Below are 21,957 nucleotides of genomic sequence, written 5' to 3'. Positions count from 1 at the left end.
ATGAGGATGAACATAGCATTAATAGCTCACGATAAGAAGAAAGAGGATATGGTAACCTTTGCCATTGCCTATACGAGCATTTTAGAAAAACATACCTTATTTGCAACAGGGACGACGGGAAAAAAAATTAATGAAGCGACAGGGTTAACGATTCATCGATTCCAATCAGGGCCACTTGGTGGGGATCAACAAATCGGTGCCAAAATCGCAAACAATGAAATGGATTTAGTGATATTCTTTCGAGACCCTTTAACAGCACAACCCCATGAACCAGATATTACTGCACTAATAAGGTTGTGTGATGTTTACCAAATCCCTCTAGTTACGAATTTGGGTGGTGCAGAGGTGTTAATTCGTGCGCTCGACGCTGGATTCTTCAATTGGAGAAATTTAAAATAACCACAATTGGAAGATAGGTAGGTTTTGTATATGAAAATAGGAATTACATGTTATCCTTCTGTAGGCGGTTCTGGTATTATCGCAACAGAACTTGGGAAAATGCTTGCTGAAAAAGGGCATGAAATTCATTTTATCACCTCTAGTGTACCCTTTAGACTAGATTCATTTTATCCTAATATCTATTTTCATGAGGTTGAAATGAGTCATTATCCAGTATTTCAGTATCCGCCGTATGATTTAGCACTTGCAACCAAAATAGCAGAGGTTATCGATAATGAGAAGCTGGATATTATTCATGCGCATTATGCAATGCCCCATGCTATTTGTGCTATTTTGGCAAAGCAAATGGCGAAACACCCAACAAAAATTGTCACAACATTACATGGTACAGATATTACAGTTTTAGGAATTGATTTAAGCTTAAAGAAAATCATTAAATTCGGAATGGAACAATCTGATGCGGTTACAGCGGTTTCTCATAGCCTGGTACAGCAAACCAAAGACATGCTAGAAACAAATAAAGAGATCGAGGTCATATATAACTTTGTTAATGAGAAAGAATATTATAAGCTTCAAAACACCAATCTGAAGGAAAAATACGGAATTCAAGATTCGGAAAAGGTACTTATTCATATTTCTAATTTTCGTAAAGTGAAGCGAGTAGAAGACGTTGTTCGAACTTTTGCGAAAGTAAATGAACAGATTCCTGCCCGGCTTCTCCTGATTGGAGATGGCCCAGAATACTGCCAAATTGTTGAATTAGTAAAAACGCTAGGGCTTAGTGAGTCTGTTCATTTCCTTGGAAAGCAAAAAAACATTCCAGAATTATTGTCTATTTCTGATATCAATCTATTATTATCAGAAAAAGAAAGCTTTGGTTTAGTATTATTAGAAGCAATGGCTTGTGGTGTTCCATGTATTGGAACAAATATAGGTGGAATTCCAGAAGTGATCCAACCTAAAGAAAATGGTTATATCGAAGAGCTAGGAGATGTGCAAGCGTTCGCTGATCGAATCCTTACTTTATTAGAAGATAAAGAGAAGTATCTACAATTTTCTAGAAATGCAATTAATCATGTGAAAACTAACTTTTCTTCAGACCAAATTAGAAACCAATATGAAAGACTTTATCAAAAAGTTTTAGGAGTGGGACATGAGTAAATGGTTATTTTCCCATGCTTTTAAAATCATTGAACAGATAGAATCTAATCGATTTCAAGCATTTATAGTAGGTGGTGCTGTACGCGATTATCTGCTTAACCGTCCTATATCAGATATCGATATTGCGACAGATGCTTTGCCTGCAGATATAATGAAAATATTTGATAAAGTAATTCCTACAGGCATTAAACATGGGACTGTGCTCGTTCGGTCCCAGCAGTTATCTTTTGAGATCACAACCTTTCGAAAAGAAAGTGGTTATCAAGACCACAGACATCCAGATAGTGTGACTTTTGTCTCGGATATAGAAGAAGATCTGTCAAGAAGAGATTTTACGATGAACGCATTAGCAATGGCTCGCAATTTCAAGGTCATTGATCCATTCGGAGGAGAAAGTGATATTAAGGCTCAAATCATTCGAATGGTAGGTAATCCTAATCATCGATTACAAGAGGATCCGTTAAGGATGATGCGAGCTGTCCGATTTAGTAGCCAGCTTGGTTTTGCTGTCGACCCGATAACCTTAAAAGCTATTCAAAAAAATGCACTATTATTAGAACATATCGCAGTAGAAAGAATAGCAGTAGAATGGGAGAAGCTTCTTACAGGCTCTTATATGAGAAAAGGCCTGCAGCTATTATTGGAAACTGGCATTCATTCACATTTACCTCTTTTATCAGAACACGTAGAGGTTCAAAATCAGTTAAAGAAATTAAAAGTGCCTTTCCCTAGTATGACCGCATTTATCGCATGGGCACATTTACTAAAACGAAATACCCCCATTTCAGCATGGTCACGCAAGTGGAAACTATCTAATCAACAAAAGAAGGATGCTAATCTACTCGTAAAAGTTTTTGATATTTTATATGACGAAAATCAATGGAAATGGGCTGTGTATCTTTTACCGGAACGTCTTATCTCTTCCTTTGTAGCCGTTTATACAAGCTTTACAAAACAACCGATTACTATGGAAAAAATAATTGATATAAAGAGGAACCTACCTATAAACTCTCGTGCTCAGCTTGATATTAATGGGAAAGATGTGATGAAATGTTTTCCTGAAAGATCGAAAGGTCCCTGGATACAAAAAAATCTAGAACGTGTGGAACAAGCAGTAGTCAACGGGGAAATTGAAAATGATTCAAAAAAAATAAGTGAGTGGATATTAAATGAAAGATTCTAAACGCAATCAATTGATACAGCTATTAGCGAAGCATGAAGAAGACTATATTTCTGGCCAAACATTGTCAGACAAATTAGGTATATCAAGAACCGCTGTCTGGAAGCATATTAATGAATTAAAAAAAGATGGGTATCAGTTCGAATCTGCCCCCCGAAAAGGTTATAAGTTAATTCATCGTTCTTCTGATCTCAGCGAAAGCTCGATTAAATGGGATTTACAAACAAACTGGGTAGGACAAAAAGTTTATTTTCAAGAAGAAATGGATTCTACACAGGATTACGCTCATCGGCTGGCGAGAAAAAATGCGGAACATGGCACAGTTGTCATCACTAATAAACAAAAAAAGGGTAGGGGAAGGATGAACAGAAGCTGGGAATCTAACCACCCAGAGGGTATCTGGATAAGCATCCTCTTACGACCTGACACCCCTCCACATCATGCTTCCCAGATGACGTTATTTACAGCAGTAAGTATTGTGGAATCATTAAGACTTATAACGAATGCAGATATCCAGATTAAATGGCCAAATGACCTCTACTTAAACGGAAAAAAAATATGCGGCATTTTAACAGAAATGCAGGCAGAGCTTGATCAAATAGACTACTTAATTATTGGTTTTGGGATTAATGTCAATCAAACATTGGCTACTTTTCCAGAGGACTTAAAGAATAAATCGACTTCCCTTTCGATTGAAACAGGAAAGGAATGGAATCGCAAGGAGTTAATCCAAATTATCCTAGAGAATTTTGAAGATCATTATCATCACTATCTTGAAAATGGATTCCATCATACAAAACAAAAATGGATGAACTATGCATATAAATTAAATGAAAAAGTGGAAGTTAAAACTCCTAAGTCGCATTATTCCGCTACCATTCAAGGTATTAATGATGAAGGTGCTTTAATTGTCAAAAAGGAAAATCAACAACTAGAAACGATCTATAGTGCAGAAATTCATTGGTAAGAGGGGAATTTTTTATGAAATCAACCATTCAATTAAAAGAAATGAAAAAAAATAATGAAAAAATAACGATGGTAACAGCATATGATTTTCCATCAGCTAAAATAGTAGAAGAAGCTGAAATGGATATGATTTTAGTAGGAGATTCGTTAGGAATGGTAGTTTTAGGATATTCATCCACCGTGGAAGTAACAATGGAAGACATGATTCATCATGCAAAAGCTGTAACACGAGGTGCACCAAATACATTTGTCGTAGTGGATATGCCCTTCATGTCCTATCACATTTCAATGGAACAGGCTATGGTAAATGCACAGAGATTAATGCAAAAAACTAATGCTCAAGCATTGAAGCTCGAGGGTGCATCCCCAGATGTTTTACAATTGGTTAAAAAGCTTACGGATGCAGGGGTACCTGTCATTGGACATTTAGGTTTAACACCTCAATCAGTTCATGTCTTAGGAGGCTATCGGGTGCAAGGTAAGGATAAGGCAACTGCCCTAAAATTAATCGATGATGCTAAAAAGTTAGAACAAAATGGTGCGATTAGTATTGTTTTCGAGTGTGTACCGGATCGATTAGCAAAACATATTACAAAATCACTTTCTATCCCGACGATCGGAATTGGTGCTGGAAAGGATTGCGACGGTCAGGTTCTTGTATTTCATGACCTATTACAATATGGTGTTTCGTATACACCCTCTTTTGTAGAAAAATATGCACAAACTGGCGATCTTATAAAAGAGGCGTTAAAGACATATAACAATGAAGTTAGAACGCAACAATTTCCAACTGAATCTCATACATTCTTAATGGAAGAATCACTTGCTAAGGAATTACAATTGGAGGAGTAACCATGAAGATTATCAGAAAAGTAAACGACATGATTACCCTTTCACACGAACTCAAAAATGCTCATCTACAGATTGGTTTTGTACCGACAATGGGTTATTTACATGAAGGGCATACCACTTTAATGGAAACGTCTATCCGAGAGAACGAAGTCACGATTGTCAGTATTTTTGTAAATCCACTTCAATTTGGACCAAATGAGGATTTTGATCAATACCCGCGTGACGAAAAACGTGATATAGATATATTAAAAAAACATCAAGTTGATTATTTGTTTCTTCCAGATGTGCAGGAAATCTACCCAAGTGAACCGACCGTTTCCATGACAGTCCAAAACAGAACGAATGTTTTATGTGGTAAACGACGACCTGGCCATTTTGATGGAGTGGTGACCGTTCTATCGAAATTGTTTCATATCACTAAAGCAGATTTTGCTTATTTCGGGATGAAGGATGCCCAGCAGGTAGCGGTGATTCAAGGACTTGTTGAAGATTTAAATTTTCCTATTCAAATACAACCAGTACCAACCGTTAGAGAAAATGATGGACTTGCTAGAAGTAGTCGTAATATATACTTATCTAATCAAGAACGTAAGCAAGCTCCACATCTGTATAGAAGTTTAAAATTAGCAGAGCAATTAATCATTGACGGAGAAATTAATCCTGTTATCATAATAGAGGAAGTAAAAAAATATTTAAGTTTACATACGGATGGAAAGCTGGATTATGTGGAACTATTATCCTATCCAGAATTGAAGCCTATCCAAACGATTGGTGGACAAATTATTATTGCTTTAGCTGTTTTTTTTGGAAAAGCAAGGTTAATTGATAATATAGTTATACAAGTAGAGAGTTAATGAACCGTATGTTTAGGGGGAAAACATATGCTACGTACGATGATGAAAGCCAAAATTCATCGGGCTAGAGTAACTGAAGCAAACTTAAATTATGTAGGAAGTATTACGATTGATGAAAATATTATGGATGAAGTTGGTATTTTACCACATGAGAAAGTCCAAATCGTTAATAATAATAACGGCGCACGATTAGAAACATATGTTATTCCCGGAGAACGAGGGAGTAGAACGATTTGTTTAAATGGTGCTGCAGCAAGACTTGTTCAACCTGATGATATCATTATAATTGTTTCCTACGCTCTCGTAACAGAAGAGGAGCTGAAGGATTTTCAACCAAAAGTAGCGATTATGGATAATCGCAATAATATTCTAGAAATCATACATCAAGAACCACCACTAACTAGTGGTTAATGAGGAATGTTAAAACTCTTATCATCTCACTTGATAAGAGTTTTTCTATCATGGAAGAAAAGAAGGCGTGATCCAATGAAAAAATTTGTCGTGATTGATGTGGAAACAACTGGGCATTCACCAGCAAAAGGTGATAAGATCATCGAAATTGGTATTGTCGTGATCGAAAATGACCAAATCGTGAAGCAATACAATCAGTTAATTAATCCAAAAAGCGGAATTCCCCCATTTATTACACAATTAACCTCTATATCAGAGGAGCAAATACGTGATAAACCTAGTTTTTCTGAGGTAGCCGATGATCTCATCCCTCTATTAGACGATGCTATTATGGTTGCACACAATATTAACTTCGACCTCAGCTTCCTGAATGACGAGTTGACGCAAGCAGGGTTGGCGACATTGCAGCCTCCAATTATTGATACGGTGGAATTATCACGAATTTTCTTTCCAAGAGCACCAGGCTATAAATTAGGTGAATTAGCTCAACATCTCCACCTGACACACGATCAGCCCCACCGTGCTATTTCTGATGCCTTGGTAACAGCTGATTTATTACTCTTATTAATGAATAAAATAAATTCATTACCTATACAAGTTATCAATCAGTTATTAGATATTTCGGTGAAGCTTAAATCAGACTTAGCTATCTTGTTACCAGATGAAAAAGAGGCAGCAATTCGTCACGATTTATGTAACTACAACGGCTTAGCCATCAAGAACTGGCAAGAATATCAAAAGCCCGAAGCAGAGAAATATGCATTATCATTTCAAGATTGTTTAGACAGATTCTATGGAGAAAATGGCTATTTGCAAAAAAAGTTTCAAGAATATGAAAGAAGAAAAGATCAACAATGGATCAGTGAAACCATCTATGATCAATTTCAGAGGAATAGATATGCAATGATCGAAGCAGAAACAGGAATAGGTAAATCTATTGCCTATTTACTACCAGCCGTTTACCAATCGATACACAGTAAAGAACCCGTAGTGATTAGTACATCTAATACGAATCTTCAAGCAAAGCTAAAAGACGAGGATATGCATAAAGTATTCTCTTTCTTTTCACAAGAATTACAAGTGACATTAGTGAAAGGGAAGCAAAATTATTTAAGCATCGAGAAATTTTTTCAATTTTATCAAGATAGGTCGCAAAATAGTTACCATCATCTTCTAATTAAGGCTATGATTCTAGTATGGTTAACCGAAACAACTACTGGGGATTTAGATGAAATTCAATTACCAAAGAAGGATCAACAAATGAAGCAACAATTGGTGGTAGATAAGCAAGACTCCTCATCACCATGGTCTTCTGCTTGTTTTTATCAGAGAATGAAAAGAAAGGCAAAACATTCTCATATTATCATTACCAACCATGCTTTGTTGTCTCTTGATATTGTTTCAACAGATAAGCTATTACCTAACTATGCTTATCTTATTTTAGATGAAGCACATCGCTTAGACACAGTTGCTTCACGTTATCTTGGTAATTCGTTAAACTATTTTGAACTCAGTGCATTTTTTCAACGATTAGAAAAATCGCTAGGAGAAATAGATCCGCTTATCAAGATATTAAAGGATACACATTATGAAATTGACAGCCTATTTCGATTACTGTTTTTGTTCGTGAAAGATAATAATAACAAAAATAAAACCTATAATGATCGCGGTAGACTTCAAAGCTTATGGGATTTAGAGTCATTCGACAGGGATAAAACAGTGATTCGAGACGGTGTGTATAGATCTATTGAGCTTTTAAACTTGCTATCCCAACAATTGTTGGAGGCAGAAGCTAACCTAATTGATCGTGAGACATATCTTTTGGAGTTAAGGGAATTTTCAGATAAATTGAAGTGCTTATTACTTTTGAGCGAAGAGTCTGAGGTGACTTGGTTGGAGATTGATCAAAATGGAGCAGAGAACGCTGTCTATATTTACCGTGAACTGTTCTCAGCAACGGAACAATTGACCAACCATCTATTCACACAAAAAAAAGGAATTATCATGATTAGTGGCACCTTGACGATCCAACAATCCTTTGCATATATGCGAAAAAGCTTTGGATTAAAGGAAAAAGAAGTTGATTGCTATCAATTAAAAGCAAATTTTCCATATGATCAAAACGTACAGTTAATGATTCCCAGCGATTTCCCTGAAATTCGTTATCCTCAACATGATGAGTTTGTTTTTGCAACAAGTGAAGCTATTCTCTCTTTAGCAAAATTAATCAAAGGTAAAATGCTCGTTCTCTTTACCTCTTATGATATGTTAAAGCAAACGTATTATCTTTTGAAAGAGACGGAAGACTTAGAGGATTACATGATCATCGGACAAGGCTTATCAACCGGTAGTCGAAATCGATTGATTAAGCATTTTCGCTCTTTTGAGCAGTCTATACTGTTGGGTACGAATGCTTTTTGGGAAGGAATTGACATTCCAGGGGAGGATCTGTCGTGTTTAGTCATTGTAAAATTACCCTTTCAATCACCAAGTGATCCAGTATATACAAAAAAAGCCGAATACTATAAGAAATTAAATCGAAATCCTTTTATGGAATTATCTCTACCTAAAGCCGTCTTTCAGTTTAAACAAGGCTTTGGGAGATTAGTTCGCAAGCAAACAGATCGTGGTGTCATTTTCGTGTTCGATGATCGTATAATGAAAAAAAGATATGGCAAATATTTTTTAGAATCCATTCCTGATGTCCCTTTATCGTATGAGCCATTACATCAATTGTTAAAAAAAGTAAATGTTTGACTCTGATAAATATCGAACAATTGAGCAATCCTATTTGTAAATATGGATTAAAAGGTAGGATGGATCATGCTAAAAAGTAGATGGGCACATTTATTTCTTCTTTTTATTTTCAGTCTGTTCTCGATTATCGAAACAGCTTGGCAAGATGAGAACGGAATGGAAAATGGGGAAATAGATATGGTATTCTTTAATCTGCCACACGGGGAAGCAACATTAATTACTAATTATTATGGTGACAATATTCTCATCAATACAGGCTCTGTAAAAAGTGAAAAAAGCCTGAATGAGCAGCTTAAGCAAATGGGGATTACAGAAATAGATCAAGTTATTATTTCAAATGAAGAAGAAGCATATAGTGGGAATCTCCAAAATGTTATTACAAAATACCATGTGAATAAAGCGATTTTGCCAGAATCATTTGAAATGGAACAAAATCAATCAGTCAAAATTGAAAAATGGCAATCCGACAAGATTTATACGTTGTTTGATCATTTAATGGTACAAAATATTGATATTAGTAAGGACGATGAAATCAGTTTTATGCTCCATTATGGAGAAGAATCCGTGTTATTTTTAAATGATGGGAATATTTCGATTGAGCCAAAGCTAATCGATCAGCATAGGCAAGTAGATATTTTGAAAATTGCCGAGTTTGGAAGTGGGGAATCTCCTTCACAAAGACTGTTAAAACAAATAAACCCTATCATCAGTATTATATTCCATAGTAATAAGCATGAAATCAATGAGGATCTAATCGAAAGGCTTAACGCCTCGTGGATCGATATTTATTTTCTAAAACAGTCAGGAACGGTATATGTGAGAATGTCCCAATCAGACTATGAACTGTTGTCCTAACTATTTCCTAAAGGTTTGTTCATGTTATGCTTGTACAAAAAGCAGTTTTTGAAAGGTTTTTAGTTGAAAAAAATGAAGAACTACCGCAAAATAGAGTATATGAAAGTCGGCTTATGGGGGTATAATAATGAGTCAGTCAAAAATTGTTACCTTATCCACGGTGAAGGTAGATTTTCATGATGATTTATATAAAATAGTGGATGGTTTAAATCGAACATTAAAGGGCGACAATTTAATGTTCGGTTTAACATTAAGTGAGGATAATGATGAGAAAGCAATATTTACTATCTATCGAACTTAAAAAGTCATTTTGGATATCTGTTGTTGTCGTCATCTTATTAGGAGCATTTCTTTACTTTTGTGTACATACTTATCAAGGGATTATGAAAACCAAGACAGCGAATTTTTCAGATGTAGAGAACTTTTTGCTCGAGAGTGATTTAAAGATTGACGATATACACAGTATCGAACGGTTTCATGGTAATCAGTTATATTATGTCATAGAAGCCGAAAACATCAATGAGGAAGCTCTACTTATTTATGTGTATAAGGATGAAGAGGTATTCCAATATAGAGATTACGCGATGGAATCCTTTTACACACAAGATGAAATACTAGAAGATTGGAAGCAACGATGTACATCTTGTCATTTATTAGGATCAAATTTCGGTTTATTGAATGAAAATCCAAGCTTAGAAATTAAATATTTGGATGATCAAGAGCGACTTGTTTATGAGCATGTTTTGTTAAATGATTTGTCTGAATACCGTTTAACATTAAATCCAGTATATTAAAAAAGAAGGGTGAACATAATCATGGAATTAGCCAATCGAGTACAAACATTAACGCCATCATCTACATTAGCTATTACTGCAAAGGCAAAAGAATTAAAGCAAGCAGGGCATGATGTAATTGGTTTAGGTGCAGGCGAACCAGACTTTAATACACCGGAATATATATTAGAGGCTGCCTCCAAAGCGATGTATGATGGCTTTACGAAATACACTCCAGCAGGTGGAACACCTGGCTTAAAGCAATCGATCGCAAATAAAATGGAAAAGGATCATGAACTGCGCTATGATCTAGATCAAATAATTGTCACAACTGGTGCAAAACACGCATTATATACATTATTTCAAGTATTATTAAACAAGGACGATGAAGTCATTATTCCTGCACCATACTGGGTTAGTTATCCAGAGCAGGTTAAACTTGCAGAGGGGAAACCAGTTTTCGTCAATGCTAAGGAAGAGAACGAATTTAAAATAACTCCAGAGCAATTAGAAAATGCGATAACAGATAAGACGAAAGCAGTAATTCTTAATTCACCTAGTAATCCAACTGGGGTTATGTATGAAAAGGAAGAATTAGAAGCCTTAGGTAAGATATGTTTAAAGCATCATATTTTTATCGTTTCTGATGAAATTTATGAAAAGCTCATTTACACAGGTACGGAGCATTTTTCCATTGCCCAATTATCAGAAGAATTAAAAGAGCAAACAATTATCATAAATGGTGTATCCAAATCCCATTCCATGACGGGCTGGAGAATCGGTTATGCAGTAGGTAATAAACAAATTATTAAAGCAATGACAAATTTAGCTTCTCACTCAACTTCTAATCCGACATCTATTTCTCAAATTGCTGCAGAAGCAGCATATAATGGTGGAAATTCCGAGATAGAAGCTATGAGAAAAGCATTTAGTGAGAGGCTAGAAAAGCTCTATCAATGGTTAACGGAGATACCAGGAATTAAATGTGTGAAGCCAAAAGGTGCCTTTTATCTGTTTCCAAATGTAAAAGAAGCAGTCCAAAAAAATGGCTTTGATTCTGTTGATGATTGGGTAACAGCACTACTGGAAGAGGAAAAAGTAGCGCTTGTCCCTGGTTCAGGCTTTGGAGCACCTGATAATGTACGTTTATCCTATGCTATTTCCTTAGACCAATTAGAAGAGGCCTCCGTTCGCATCAAGCGATTTGTAGAAAATCATCAATAAAAACACGAAAACATTTAAAAAACACGGGTGAGATAAATGAAAGTAACCATAAACAAAGTCCATCAATTTGTGGACCAAGAAGTGACCATTGGAGCATGGCTAGCTAACAAGCGTTCAAGTGGTAAAATAGCATTTTTGCAATTGAGAGATGGAACAGGTTTTATGCAAGGGGTTGTAGTAAAGGCAGATGTCGATGAAACGATATTTCAACAAGCAAAGTCGTTAACACAGGAATCTTCTTTATATGTAACGGGAAAGATTGTCGAAGATTCACGTTCGTCATTTGGTTTTGAGATGCAAGTGAAGCATATCGAACTTATTCAAGAAGCGACAGATTATCCAATTACTCCAAAAAATCACGGGACAGAATTCTTAATGGATCATCGTCATTTATGGCTACGGTCTAAGAAGCAGCACGCGATTATGAAGATTAGAAATGAAATTATCCAAGCTACTTATCGTTTTTTCGAGCAAGAAAATTTTGTCAAAATAGATCCACCAATTCTTACAGGTACTGCAGCAGAGGAGACCACGGAGCTATTTCATACCAAATATTTTGAGGAAGAAGCTTACTTATCCCAAAGTGGACAGCTATATATGGAAGCTGCGGCAATGGCTCTTGGAAGAGTCTTTTCCTTTGGACCAACTTTTCGAGCAGAAAAATCAAAAACTAGACGACATTTAATTGAATTTTGGATGATAGAACCTGAAATGGCCTTTACCACACACGAAGAAAGCTTAGAAATCCAAGAAAACTATGTACAGTTTATCGCAGAATCTGTTCTCACTAATTGTTCATTAGAATTAAATACGCTGGAAAGAAACTTGGAAATGCTTCAAAAAATAAAGGCACCATTCCCACGAATTACGTATGACGAAGCGATTGAACTGTTAAAACAAAAAGGCTTTACAGATATTGAATGGGGGGAGGATTTCGGTGCACCACATGAAACAGCTATTGCCGAAAGCTTTGATAAGCCTATATTCATCACCCATTATCCAAAAGACATTAAAGCATTCTATATGAAGCCAGATCCAGATCGTGAAGATGTTGTACTTTGTGCTGACTTAATTGCACCAGAAGGTTATGGTGAAATTATCGGTGGTTCTGCTAGAATTGATGATTTGAGCCTCTTGAAGCAGCGATATATGGAGCATGAATTAATAGGGGATGCCTATGAATGGTATTTAGAGCTTCGTAAATATGGCAGTGTTCCCCACGCGGGATTTGGTTTAGGCTTAGAAAGAACGGTGGCATGGATTAGTGGTGTTGACCATGTTAGAGAAACCATTCCGTTTCCACGATTACTTAATAGACTATATCCTTAACGTTTGAACATGACGGTATCTCGTTTAAGTATAATCCTTTGCAGTTGATGCAAAGGATTATACTATTTATTATAGGTATGAGGGAATACGTTTAAAAGACGTACCAGAAGGTGGTTAACATAGATGAATGACAAGATCAGTAATGTCTTATTTGATCAGATCAATATACCTACTTCTTTATTATATCACTATAAAGATCTAGGATTGGATGAAAAACAAGTGATGTTACTCGTTCAAATTTACATTTCACAGAAAAATACGATTTACTTTCCAACACCTGAACAGCTCGCTCAGCATGTAACGATGTCGATGGAAGAATGTTCTGGTTTATTACGACAATTGATTCAGCAAGGATTTTTGAAAATTGAAGAAGAAGAAAATGATGATGTTATCAAAGAAATCTACTCTTTAGAACCTCTTTGGAATAAATTATTTGTAGAAAATGATGGCAAAGAGGATAAGGAGGACAAGCAGGTAGGGGAAATGTTCCTGCGTTTTGAACGTGAGTTCGGTAGGCCACTATCACCGTTTGAGATCGAACGAGTAAATCAATGGCTAGACGGGGAACAACATTCGATTGAATTAATCTATGCTGCTTTAAGAGAAGCTGTTTTGATGAGTAAATTAAATTTTAATTACATTGATCGGATTCTGTTCGATTGGAAGAAAAAAGGGATTCAATCTCCAGTGCAAGCAAGAGAATCAAGCAAAGCATTTCATGGAAAGAAAATAGACAATAAAGGGAATAACACAAATTCTTCAAAAAAATCACTTTATTATAACTGGTTAGAGGATTAGGGAGAGAAGGTTATGCTAACAAAGAAAGAAATACGTTTTGTATTAGATACCATTGCAGATATGTTTCCAGATGCAGAATGTGAATTGAACCATCGCAATGCCTTTGATTTATTAATTGCAGTAGTTTTATCGGCGCAGTGTACAGATGCACTAGTAAATAAAGTGACAAAGGATCTATTTAACAAATACCACACGCCAGAAGATTATGTGAATGTATCACTAGAAGAATTGCAAGCTGATATCCGATCAATTGGTCTTTATCGCAATAAATCAAAAAATATTCGCAAGCTTTGTCAAACTTTAATTGATGAGTATGACGGTGTTGTACCAAATTCAAAGGCAGCATTAGAAAAATTAGCAGGAGTGGGGAGGAAGACGGCAAATGTCGTAGCCTCTGTTGCTTTTGATGAACCTGCTATTGCGGTGGATACTCATGTGGAAAGGGTATCCAAACGATTAGGTATTTGTAGATGGAAGGATAGCGTCTTAGAAGTGGAGAAAACGCTAATGCGCAAAATTCCGGTTGAGGAGTGGAGTGATACACACCATCGACTTATTTTTTTCGGAAGATATCACTGTAAAGCCAAAAATCCACAATGCGGAATTTGTCCATTATTAGATCTTTGTCGTGAGGGAAAGAAAAGAATGAGAAAAACAGAAACAGCAAATTAAGATTTTCTGCCAATAGAAAAACAGTGCATCGATCACGATGCACTGTTTTTTATGCTATTCTTCAGGGGTGCCTCCACTATTGTCATTATCTTTATCTTCTTCTTGCGTCCCATTTTCCCCAGAGCCTGCCCCTTGGTTACCATTTCCACCTTCATTGTCGTTTCCTTCGTCATCTCCTGGTTGTTCTTGATTACCTTCACCACCTTGACCTTGGTCTTGTTGTTGCTCGTCTTCCCCTTCATCAGGTTGGCCTTCATAGCCTTGGGTGGAGATTTCAACAGAAGTACTAGGGCCTTTACCATTTTCCTGATTTTTTAGAACAGGGGTGACGGTAGCAGTATACACCTTGCCTAGCTCCAATCCGTTTAACGTAATCGAAGTTTTATTTGTCGAGGTTTGATTTACGACATTTCCACCTTCCATTAGGCTAACCTCAAATTCAATCGGACCTTTCTGATCATAAGACCAAGTAAGCGATGCAGTACCTGAGGTCGGATCAAAGGACTGTTGTAATTGCTGTACTTGTGATAGTTCCACCTCATCTGACGGTATCTCAACATTGACAGATGCAGCTTCACTCGTTTGGTCATCCTTGATCGCTTGTACGGCAATCGTATAGGTAGTGCCTTTTTCTACTTTATCGATCTCTAGTTTTTTATCAGATGTGGTCGTTAGCTTATTTAATGATCCTCCGGCACCGGCAGAGACCTCGAATTCAACATCAGAGTCATCATGGTCCCATTCAACCAGTATTTTTTCTTCCTTTTCATCATACTCTGCTTTCAAGTCTTTTACAGGGTCTAATTCCTCAAACTTCTCAGAAACTTTCTGTGGTTCGGTACCTTTTACAAATAGCTCTGTCACAATTTGAGAGCTTGGTGTATCTTCGCTTGGAAGTTTTGCAGGGTTAGAGCCTTTTTCTACACCGACTTCTACGACAGATTTTGGTTTTGTAAAGTCTTCCGTTTCTACATCACTCGAAATATGGGACATAAGCTCCCTGAATATATGAAGTGGAATTTGAGTATCATTAATCGGCTTTCTCTCATTGCCATAACCACTCCAAATAGATATCGTATAATTCGTTGTATATCCAGTAAACCAGGAATCAGGACTTCCATCTTGATCCTCTAAATTAGTCGTACCCGTTTTCCCTGCAACTGGTAAACCAGAAATGTTTGCATTTGTTCCTGTCCCATTTTGTACTACTGATTTCAGCATATCTGTGATCATATATGCTGTATAGTCGGACATTGCTTCAACTGATTCGGATTTAAATTCCTCAGTGCGACCATTTGGGTATTCTATCTTGGTTACAGAGTACGGTTCATGATAATTTCCTTCATTTCCGAAGGCTGCATAGGCACCTGCAATTTGAAGAGGGAGAACTCTTGTACTTGTACCACCAATGGCATCTCCAATTGCAATACTATCATCTGCAAATTCAATCCCTAATCCTTCTGCGAATGATTTAGCATCCGTGTATCCGACCTCATCTAAGGTTTTGACAGCCGGTACGTTTAAGGATTCCTTAAGAGCATACCTAGCAGACATCCAGCCTTGATATTCTCGATTCCAGTTACGGATTTCTTGATTTGTGCCTTTAATTGGATAAGGTTTATCATCATTTAATTGATGGTAGGTTGACCATTTTAAATGTTCTATAGCCGGTCCATATGCAACAATAGGCTTCATCGTTGAACCACCTTGAAGACCATCACCATCAATCGCATAGTTCCAACCACCGCTTTCCCTGTTTCTGCCGCCACCAATGGCCTGGATAGCACCTGTTTGAGTATCAACGACAGCTACACCTACCTGGATATCCTCATCAGAGCTGTAATCAATTGGATTATCCTCAGAATTGCTTAGAAGCAACTCCGTTTGCTCCTGTGCATCCGGGTTTAAGGTAGTATATACCTGAAGTCCATCCTTGTATATATCTGCCCCTGTTTTTTCTTTTACTTCACTAGCTACTTGCTGAATAAAGCCTTCATATTTCACATAATCTGTTTTCTTATTTGTAAGCAGTGAAGCAACATCTACTTGTTTTGCTTCATTTGCCTGTGCTTCTGTTATTTTATTATGTTGAACCATTAAATCTAGAACGGTACTCATTCTTTCCTTGGTTAAATCAGGATTGACAAACGGGTCATACGCTGTAGGCCTTTGTGGTAGACCTGCAAGTATCGCTGCTTCTTCTAGTGTTAATTCACTCAAATCAGTTTTTCCAAAATAAACCTCTGCTGCGGTTGCGACACCATACGCGCCAGCACCGTAATAAATTCGGTTTACATACATTTCAAAAATTTCTTCTTTGGAATATTTCCAGTCTAACTGCAAGGCTAACCATTGTTCTTGAACCTTTCTTTTCAGCTTTTTATCATTAGACAAGAAGGAGCCTTTTACTACCTGCTGTGTGATTGTACTTGCCCCTTGAGAACCAAATCCATCAGTAAAGTTAGCAATTACTGCTGCACCTATTCTTCGAAAATCAATCCCAATATGATTCATAAATCGAACATCTTCTGTTGCCAATATGGCATCTTTTAGTACATCTGGTATGTCATTATAGTCGACCTTGGATCTTTTCTCTGAACCTAAATTGGCAAAAGGTTCTCCATTTACATCATATAGCTTTGTAGACGCAGGTACAGATAGTTTCTCTGGATCCAATTCTGGAGCTGTCGCAATATAATAAGTAAATAATGCACCTATCCCTAATCCAATACATAGGATTGCAATCAGAGCATATTTCATAACTCTTTTCCAAGTAGGTTTTTTTCCAGTCTTTTTTTGTTTCTTCTTTTGATTTCTTCTCGCCATTCTTGATTGACTTTGACCATTTTCAGTCATTGGTTGTTCCTCCGTTCTTATATATAATACTGTTCAATGATCTTTAAATAATCCACTCTTGCTTGATATTGAATGGGTATTATATATCCTTCTTTCTCTATGGTTTTTATCGATATAGACTTTCTTCCCCCATTAAATTGGTTCTCCCAGTGATCGAATAACCTCTCTGCTGGATAGAAATAAGTTTTTTGGTATAAGCTAAAACGAATTAAGATAAAACAAATCGCTCCATGCTCGACTACTTGTTTCATATGATCGATTTGATGCTCATGGATATTATGAAAGGGAAAAGATGTTTTATTCTTCGTTTCCTTTGCTTCAAAATCAATATATCTTCCTTTGTAAATTCCATTGTAATCAGTTGTGGAAGCCTGTTTGAAATAAGCTTCCTTAATCACTGCTGCACTTCGTCGCGGGTAATCTACACGAACGATTTGCACAGGGGTTGGTTTCTTATGAATTATGGCTTGGTTTGTCTGTAAATAAAATTGGTTCGTTGCATTTATGTCTGCTTCTAAAGTCATTCCTCGATTACTGTAAATCGTTTCATTAACTGATGTACTAGCAGCATTTACCGATTGTTTTTTCCCATTCGGATAATGCATATTCGCCCTCCTAAAAACAGTTCTATTCATCATGGTGATGATAGATACATCATACGCTAAGGCGCCAAAATGTTCAATTAATAAGGAAAGAAGAAAAGACTCCTAACTTATATATTCGAAAGGAGGAAACATTTAATAAGGGTATTATGATTAAAAAAACTCACATTCGATCGTCCTTGAGCGAATGTATTAGGTTTCTTACACTTTGGACCTTTAAATTTTCGTGCGTTGTATTTACTTCCTTGCTAAAATTATCCTTTCCTAAATTGTAAAAAAATAAACGGTATTGCATCTTAGAGCAATACCGGTTGTGTGCATACTATTAAGTAGACGGTCGATTAGGACCATTCAGCTTTTTGTCGTTTTGTGTAGGAATTGTTCGATCTTCTCTTTTCTTTTTTTGGTTTTCTCTTGATTTTTTAGTTGGTTCCACCTGAAAAACCTCCTTTTTTTAAATAGTATGGCTATTTTTGCAGAAAAAATGCATTTCATTATAACCTTTGTCAATCTTCTTCTAGTTTTGTCACCTAGGCAGGAGTTTATAAGAGAAAAGGGAATTAATACACTATCGATATCCTATAAGAAAAAGGTGATTTAGTGAAAACAAAAGGTCATTACATTCATAAGAACGAAATTATGAAGCAACTAGATATTCTGATTAGTAGGGTTGAACAATTAGAAACCATCACCAAAACTACTCATCCTTTTATAAAACAGGCTTCTCATGATAAAATAACAAAAAAAGCAATTTAATAGGAAAAGGTGAGTAAATTTGTGTTTAGAGGATCACATTAACACTTTAGAAGAAATATTATCAGATTTAAAAGAACATTATTTAGCGAATGAGAAGCCTGAGAATAAAAGGGATCCTGAATTTTTCCAATATGTAAAGGAACAAACAAATCCTGTTTTTAAAGAGATTGAACAATGGTATCAGAAAGCGAAGGCTTTCGTTCAAAATCGGAGCGTTTCCGTTCATCCGCAGCAGATTGAGTCAACTGCAGAAAATTTAAGATTACTACTATTGCATAGCTATTATATTGATGCACGTAAAAAAAGATACATGGAATTATTTCAATCTGTTACTTATGTGTTCGATATGTTAAAAAGAGACCTTTCAACCTATTAAATCTAGGCGAATTGTACAATTAAATATACAAGTAGAAAAAAACTTGTGAATGTAGGTTGGTGCCTTAGACAAACTTCACGACCATGACATACGCTAGTATAGATCATATATAGTGAGGTGATACTAAATGAGGCATAGAAGACATTGTGGTATGCCAACGAAAACAATCGTTTGTCCAACACAGTACAATCAAGCACACACTTGTAGTGAAAGTAATGTAAATATCATTCATCCATCTCATACAACTGTCACCAACCATCACTTGGTGAAAAACACCCATTATTACCCTCATACTACTTCGTACCAAAACACAATGGATGAAATTAACGTTAACGGAGGAGCGAATCCTCCAGGCTTTAATCCAATGGGACCAGGTAACTTCCCGGGAGGCTTCTTCCGTTAAACCATTTATGCTCCAAAGCTGCTAATCATATTAGCAGCTTTTTCCATTTGATTACATCTAGCTAGCATAACTTTGTTAAATAGCTTATACTTTAATAGAGCAATAACGATTTGGAGCATGTGAATATGAGAACTATTACCATAACTGGAAACAAACCAGCAGAACTAAATATTCAAGGGGATAATGATCCAAGAATCGCCTATATAAAAAAAGCCTTAACCCGAAAAATATTAACATTACTGGACGAAGGGTTAGAATGGGTCATTGTGGCAGGACAAATGGGGGTTGAACTTTGGACCTGTGAAGTAGTCATCGAGTTAAAGAAGTCTTATGAGTTAAAATTAGGGGTTTTTCCACCTTTCCTAGAATATTCTTCACGATGGCCAGAGTCATATCAAGAGAAATTTGAACAAATCAGCTTAGAAGCTGATATTTATAAGCCTCTATACAACAAAAAATATGAAGGACCGTATCAATTTATTAATAAAGATCAATGGATGATTCATAAAACAGATGGTACTGTAATATTAGTAGATGAAGAGTATCCAGGCAGCGTCCAATATTTTCTTGAACGTGCAAAAAAAGCACACATGGAGAGTGATTATCCGATTATTTGGATAACACCAATGGATTTAGAAGATATTGTTCGTGAGGAAATGGATCACCAGGATTTTTATTAGTATCGTTGACAAGTTGTGAAGTTTTTGGAAGAATGAAAAAGGAATGGTATAAAGAGGTGATAAGAATGGCAAATCAATTAAATGGAAAAGATATTTTAGAAAAAAGTTTTAAAACAGCAATGCGTGGATATAACCAAGAAGAGGTGGATGAATTCCTCGATATAATTATTCAGGATTATGAATATTTTCAGCAAGAAATCACAAGATTATCTCAAGAAAACAATCTTTTGAAGAAAAATAGTGAAACACCGACTACGAGATTTCGAGCAACTCCATCCAATCATCAAGTCAATTATGATATCTTAAAAAGGCTTTCTAATCTAGAAAAAGCTGTATTTGGGAAAAAGTTTGATGACGAGTAGAAAGGATACTATTACCATTGACTAATGGGAATAACGTGGTAAAATAGAAATGATGTAAAAAAGTTAACGTGAGAGTGAATGTTGTAGTAATCGCTGCATACGTTCAGTGTGTAGAGGAAAGTCCATGCTCACACAAGCTGCGATGCTTGTAGTGTTCGTGCTTGACGAATGCATAAGTCAAGGTAACCAATATGGTTAACGGCAGAGAAAATACCTGTGTCTGTTATCAGATATGGTATGAGTATCTTGAAAGTGCCACAGTGACGTAGCTAAGTGGGAAACTACTTAGGTGGAACGCGGTAAACCCCTCGAGTGAGCAACCCAAATTTTGGTAGGGGCATCTTCTTAGTAGGGAATTGGAACCGAAGGAAGGACAAGCTTAGTTGCTTGTAGACAGATGATTACACCTTATGTACGAGGCTGACCACCGTTTGGAGTACGAAGGAACAGAACATGGCTTACAGACATTCATTCTGGTCAGATACTATAAGTAAACCCCTTTTAATAAGAAAAGGGGTTTTGTTATATCAACCTATGTGCGGAAAGGATTTCCAGAATGAAAAAAGACTATACATTGATTGCAACAGCAGCAATGGGGCTAGAATCCGTTGTGGCGAAGGAAGTTAAGGACTTAGGCTTCGAAAATGTTAAGGTGGAAAACAGTAGAGTGGTTTTTGATGCAGATGCAGCTGGCATTGCCAGAGCTAATTTGTGGCTAAGAACAGCAGACCGTGTGAAGCTACTTATTGGGGAGTTTGAAGCAAAGACGTATGATGAACTGTTTGAACAAACGAAAGCATTACCTTGGGAGGCATTTATTTCAGAGGATGGAGAATTTCCGGTAATCGGCAAATCGCACAAATCTAAGCTGTATAGCGTACCGGACTGTCAATCCATTGTCAAAAAAGCTATTGTCGAAAGAATGAAACAAAAATACGGAATTGCACAATGGCTAAAAGAATCTGGAGCGCTGTATCGTGTCGAAGTGGCTTTATTAAAGGATCAAGTAACCTTGACATTAGACACATCTGGAAGTGGTCTTCACAAGCGAGGATATCGAATTGGACAAGGAGAGGCCCCATTAAAAGAAACACTTGCAGCAGCTCTAGTTCAATTAACGAATTGGAGAGGCGACCAGCCTTTTTATGATCTATTTTGTGGATCTGGAACCATTCCTATTGAAGCTGCCCTCATTGGACAAAATATTGCACCAGGCTTCAATCGTGAATTTGCAGCAGAGAATTGGAGCTTTTTGTCTGCTGATATTTGGGATAAAGCACTAGAGGAAGCAGAGGATTTGGCAAATTATGATCAAGAGCTACATATTTTCGGAACAGATATTAATCCGAAAATGATCGATATCGCCAAGGCAAACGCTACTGAAGCCGGGCTAGGGGATTTGATAACATGGAAACAAATGAATGCATTAGACTTTCATTCTGATCAATTAGGGGGTTATATTATTAGCAATCCACCATATGGTGAACGAATTGGCCAAAAGGAAGAGGTGGAGAAGCTTTATGAAAAACTTGGGAAGCATCTCGCTCAATACCCTACTTGGAGCATTTATATCATGACTGCTAACGAGAAATTTGAAACACTATTCGGACGTGAAGCATCAAAGAAACGCAAGCTTTTTAATGGATTTATTCGCACAGATTATTATCAGTATTTTGGAAAAAAGAAATAAC

Annotated in this window: 23 protein-coding genes and 1 other RNA gene; 21 read left to right on the top strand and 3 right to left on the bottom strand. The window is 36.5% G+C overall.

What is annotated here, in order from left to right:
* Positions 1 to 6: 6 nt before the first annotated feature.
* From mgsA to nth, 15 genes are all read left to right on the top strand, one after another.
* Positions 7 to 399: a methylglyoxal synthase gene (gene mgsA, locus ACZ5R4_RS02645; protein WP_109984271.1), complete on the top strand. Its 393-nt coding sequence runs from the start codon at positions 7 to 9 to the stop codon at positions 397 to 399.
* A gap of 30 nt (positions 400 to 429) precedes the next feature.
* Entirely contained in the window at positions 430 to 1,560 is a 1,131-nt protein-coding gene (gene bshA, locus ACZ5R4_RS02640) for an N-acetyl-alpha-D-glucosaminyl L-malate synthase BshA (protein WP_464368045.1), read from the top strand.
* The gene (locus ACZ5R4_RS02635; RefSeq protein ID WP_109984273.1) at positions 1,553 to 2,743 is read left to right on the top strand and encodes a CCA tRNA nucleotidyltransferase; all 1,191 of its coding nucleotides are present in this window, start codon (positions 1,553 to 1,555) and stop codon (positions 2,741 to 2,743) included. The genes bshA and ACZ5R4_RS02635 overlap by 8 nt, the downstream gene beginning before the upstream one ends.
* Positions 2,730 to 3,707, top strand: a complete 978-nt coding sequence (locus ACZ5R4_RS02630; protein WP_109984274.1) for a biotin--[acetyl-CoA-carboxylase] ligase — start codon at positions 2,730 to 2,732, stop codon at positions 3,705 to 3,707. The genes ACZ5R4_RS02635 and ACZ5R4_RS02630 overlap by 14 nt, the downstream gene beginning before the upstream one ends.
* Positions 3,708 to 3,721: 14 nt before the next feature.
* Positions 3,722 to 4,558 (top strand): 3-methyl-2-oxobutanoate hydroxymethyltransferase, encoded by an 837-nt coding sequence (gene panB, locus ACZ5R4_RS02625; RefSeq protein ID WP_464368044.1) that lies wholly within the window; start codon positions 3,722 to 3,724, stop codon positions 4,556 to 4,558.
* Between the two features lie 2 nt (positions 4,559 to 4,560).
* On the top strand, positions 4,561 to 5,412 hold the full coding sequence (gene panC / locus ACZ5R4_RS02620) for a pantoate--beta-alanine ligase (RefSeq protein ID WP_054859377.1): 852 nt from the start codon (positions 4,561 to 4,563) through the stop codon (positions 5,410 to 5,412).
* Between the two features lie 27 nt (positions 5,413 to 5,439).
* The gene (gene panD / locus ACZ5R4_RS02615; protein WP_054787983.1) at positions 5,440 to 5,823 is read left to right on the top strand and encodes an aspartate 1-decarboxylase; all 384 of its coding nucleotides are present in this window, start codon (positions 5,440 to 5,442) and stop codon (positions 5,821 to 5,823) included.
* 75 nt (positions 5,824 to 5,898) lie between these two features.
* Positions 5,899 to 8,580 (top strand): ATP-dependent DNA helicase DinG, encoded by a 2,682-nt coding sequence (dinG, locus tag ACZ5R4_RS02610; RefSeq protein ID WP_464368043.1) that lies wholly within the window; start codon positions 5,899 to 5,901, stop codon positions 8,578 to 8,580.
* Between the two features lie 66 nt (positions 8,581 to 8,646).
* A complete protein-coding gene (locus ACZ5R4_RS02605; RefSeq protein WP_464368042.1) occupies positions 8,647 to 9,435 on the top strand; it encodes a ComEC/Rec2 family competence protein in 789 nt (262 codons plus the stop codon).
* Positions 9,436 to 9,562: 127 nt separating this feature from the next.
* Positions 9,563 to 9,736 carry a YpmA family protein gene (locus ACZ5R4_RS02600; RefSeq protein WP_109984279.1) on the top strand — a complete coding sequence of 58 codons (174 nt, stop codon included), beginning with the start codon at positions 9,563 to 9,565 and terminating at the stop codon, positions 9,734 to 9,736.
* On the top strand, positions 9,702 to 10,229 hold the full coding sequence (locus tag ACZ5R4_RS02595) for a hypothetical protein (RefSeq protein WP_054787991.1): 528 nt from the start codon (positions 9,702 to 9,704) through the stop codon (positions 10,227 to 10,229). Before ACZ5R4_RS02600 ends, ACZ5R4_RS02595 begins: the two co-directional genes overlap by 35 nt.
* A gap of 21 nt (positions 10,230 to 10,250) precedes the next feature.
* On the top strand, positions 10,251 to 11,432 hold the full coding sequence (locus tag ACZ5R4_RS02590; protein WP_277677952.1) for a pyridoxal phosphate-dependent aminotransferase: 1,182 nt from the start codon (positions 10,251 to 10,253) through the stop codon (positions 11,430 to 11,432).
* Between the two features lie 36 nt (positions 11,433 to 11,468).
* Complete coding sequence (asnS, locus tag ACZ5R4_RS02585; protein WP_109984282.1) at positions 11,469 to 12,761, top strand: asparagine--tRNA ligase; 1,293 nt, start codon at positions 11,469 to 11,471, stop codon at positions 12,759 to 12,761.
* A gap of 123 nt (positions 12,762 to 12,884) precedes the next feature.
* Positions 12,885 to 13,559 (top strand): DnaD domain-containing protein, encoded by a 675-nt coding sequence (locus ACZ5R4_RS02580; RefSeq protein WP_109984283.1) that lies wholly within the window; start codon positions 12,885 to 12,887, stop codon positions 13,557 to 13,559.
* A gap of 12 nt (positions 13,560 to 13,571) precedes the next feature.
* On the top strand, positions 13,572 to 14,231 hold the full coding sequence (nth, locus tag ACZ5R4_RS02575) for an endonuclease III (protein WP_109984284.1): 660 nt from the start codon (positions 13,572 to 13,574) through the stop codon (positions 14,229 to 14,231).
* A 54-nt stretch (positions 14,232 to 14,285) separates the two neighbouring features.
* On the opposite strand, the gene ACZ5R4_RS02570 is transcribed toward nth, so the two are convergent.
* From ACZ5R4_RS02570 to ACZ5R4_RS02560, 3 genes are all read right to left on the bottom strand, one after another.
* On the bottom strand, positions 14,286 to 17,087 hold the full coding sequence (locus ACZ5R4_RS02570; RefSeq protein WP_464368041.1) for a PBP1A family penicillin-binding protein: 2,802 nt from the start codon (positions 17,085 to 17,087) through the stop codon (positions 14,286 to 14,288).
* A gap of 17 nt (positions 17,088 to 17,104) precedes the next feature.
* Positions 17,105 to 17,692: a Holliday junction resolvase RecU gene (gene recU, locus ACZ5R4_RS02565; RefSeq protein WP_109984286.1), complete on the bottom strand. Its 588-nt coding sequence runs from the start codon at positions 17,690 to 17,692 to the stop codon at positions 17,105 to 17,107.
* A gap of 322 nt (positions 17,693 to 18,014) precedes the next feature.
* Positions 18,015 to 18,125 carry a spore protein gene (locus ACZ5R4_RS02560; RefSeq protein ID WP_219987225.1) on the bottom strand — a complete coding sequence of 37 codons (111 nt, stop codon included), beginning with the start codon at positions 18,123 to 18,125 and terminating at the stop codon, positions 18,015 to 18,017.
* 339 nt (positions 18,126 to 18,464) lie between these two features.
* Here ACZ5R4_RS02560 and ACZ5R4_RS02555 point away from each other — a divergent pair, with 339 nt between their 5' ends.
* The 6 genes from ACZ5R4_RS02555 (at position 18,465) to ACZ5R4_RS02530 (ending at position 21,956) form a co-directional block, all read left to right on the top strand.
* Entirely contained in the window at positions 18,465 to 18,821 is a 357-nt protein-coding gene (locus ACZ5R4_RS02555; protein WP_054788957.1) for a DUF1798 family protein, read from the top strand.
* Between the two features lie 127 nt (positions 18,822 to 18,948).
* Positions 18,949 to 19,224 (top strand): CotD family spore coat protein, encoded by a 276-nt coding sequence (locus ACZ5R4_RS02550; protein WP_109984287.1) that lies wholly within the window; start codon positions 18,949 to 18,951, stop codon positions 19,222 to 19,224.
* 125 nt (positions 19,225 to 19,349) lie between these two features.
* Positions 19,350 to 19,904, top strand: coding sequence for an SLOG family protein (locus ACZ5R4_RS02545; protein WP_464368040.1), 555 nt, complete (start codon positions 19,350 to 19,352; stop codon positions 19,902 to 19,904).
* A gap of 65 nt (positions 19,905 to 19,969) precedes the next feature.
* Positions 19,970 to 20,266 carry a cell division regulator GpsB gene (gpsB, locus tag ACZ5R4_RS02540; RefSeq protein WP_109984289.1) on the top strand — a complete coding sequence of 99 codons (297 nt, stop codon included), beginning with the start codon at positions 19,970 to 19,972 and terminating at the stop codon, positions 20,264 to 20,266.
* Between the two features lie 77 nt (positions 20,267 to 20,343).
* Positions 20,344 to 20,732: RNase P RNA component class B (gene rnpB, locus ACZ5R4_RS02535), an RNA gene on the top strand.
* Positions 20,733 to 20,822: 90 nt separating this feature from the next.
* Positions 20,823 to 21,956: a THUMP domain-containing class I SAM-dependent RNA methyltransferase gene (locus ACZ5R4_RS02530; RefSeq protein WP_109984290.1), complete on the top strand. Its 1,134-nt coding sequence runs from the start codon at positions 20,823 to 20,825 to the stop codon at positions 21,954 to 21,956.
* Position 21,957: the final 1 nt, after the last annotated feature.

The organism is Gracilibacillus sp. JCM 18860 (assembly GCF_055395245.1).
The sequence above is the reverse complement of the archived record's forward strand: the minus strand, read 5'-3'. Positions and strand labels throughout refer to the sequence as shown.

Excerpts from the sequence above, each read along its gene's own strand:
- mgsA (WP_109984271.1), top strand. The coding sequence starts at position 7 with ATGAACATAGCATTAATAGCTCACGATAAGAAGAAAGAGGATATGGTA.
- bshA (WP_464368045.1), top strand. The coding sequence starts at position 430 with ATGAAAATAGGAATTACATGTTATCCTTCTGTAGGCGGTTCTGGTATT.
- ACZ5R4_RS02635 (WP_109984273.1), top strand. The coding sequence starts at position 1,553 with ATGAGTAAATGGTTATTTTCCCATGCTTTTAAAATCATTGAACAGATA.
- ACZ5R4_RS02630 (WP_109984274.1), top strand. The coding sequence starts at position 2,730 with ATGAAAGATTCTAAACGCAATCAATTGATACAGCTATTAGCGAAGCAT.
- panB (WP_464368044.1), top strand. The coding sequence starts at position 3,722 with ATGAAATCAACCATTCAATTAAAAGAAATGAAAAAAAATAATGAAAAA.
- panC (WP_054859377.1), top strand. The coding sequence starts at position 4,561 with ATGAAGATTATCAGAAAAGTAAACGACATGATTACCCTTTCACACGAA.
- panD (WP_054787983.1), top strand. The coding sequence starts at position 5,440 with ATGCTACGTACGATGATGAAAGCCAAAATTCATCGGGCTAGAGTAACT.
- dinG (WP_464368043.1), top strand. The coding sequence starts at position 5,899 with ATGAAAAAATTTGTCGTGATTGATGTGGAAACAACTGGGCATTCACCA.
- ACZ5R4_RS02605 (WP_464368042.1), top strand. The coding sequence starts at position 8,647 with ATGCTAAAAAGTAGATGGGCACATTTATTTCTTCTTTTTATTTTCAGT.
- ACZ5R4_RS02600 (WP_109984279.1), top strand. The coding sequence starts at position 9,563 with ATGAGTCAGTCAAAAATTGTTACCTTATCCACGGTGAAGGTAGATTTT.
- ACZ5R4_RS02595 (WP_054787991.1), top strand. The coding sequence starts at position 9,702 with ATGAGAAAGCAATATTTACTATCTATCGAACTTAAAAAGTCATTTTGG.
- ACZ5R4_RS02590 (WP_277677952.1), top strand. The coding sequence starts at position 10,251 with ATGGAATTAGCCAATCGAGTACAAACATTAACGCCATCATCTACATTA.
- asnS (WP_109984282.1), top strand. The coding sequence starts at position 11,469 with ATGAAAGTAACCATAAACAAAGTCCATCAATTTGTGGACCAAGAAGTG.
- ACZ5R4_RS02580 (WP_109984283.1), top strand. The coding sequence starts at position 12,885 with ATGAATGACAAGATCAGTAATGTCTTATTTGATCAGATCAATATACCT.
- nth (WP_109984284.1), top strand. The coding sequence starts at position 13,572 with ATGCTAACAAAGAAAGAAATACGTTTTGTATTAGATACCATTGCAGAT.
- ACZ5R4_RS02570 (WP_464368041.1), bottom strand. The coding sequence starts at position 17,087 with ATGACTGAAAATGGTCAAAGTCAATCAAGAATGGCGAGAAGAAATCAA.
- recU (WP_109984286.1), bottom strand. The coding sequence starts at position 17,692 with ATGCATTATCCGAATGGGAAAAAACAATCGGTAAATGCTGCTAGTACA.
- ACZ5R4_RS02550 (WP_109984287.1), top strand. The coding sequence starts at position 18,949 with ATGAGGCATAGAAGACATTGTGGTATGCCAACGAAAACAATCGTTTGT.
- ACZ5R4_RS02545 (WP_464368040.1), top strand. The coding sequence starts at position 19,350 with ATGAGAACTATTACCATAACTGGAAACAAACCAGCAGAACTAAATATT.
- gpsB (WP_109984289.1), top strand. The coding sequence starts at position 19,970 with ATGGCAAATCAATTAAATGGAAAAGATATTTTAGAAAAAAGTTTTAAA.
- ACZ5R4_RS02530 (WP_109984290.1), top strand. The coding sequence starts at position 20,823 with ATGAAAAAAGACTATACATTGATTGCAACAGCAGCAATGGGGCTAGAA.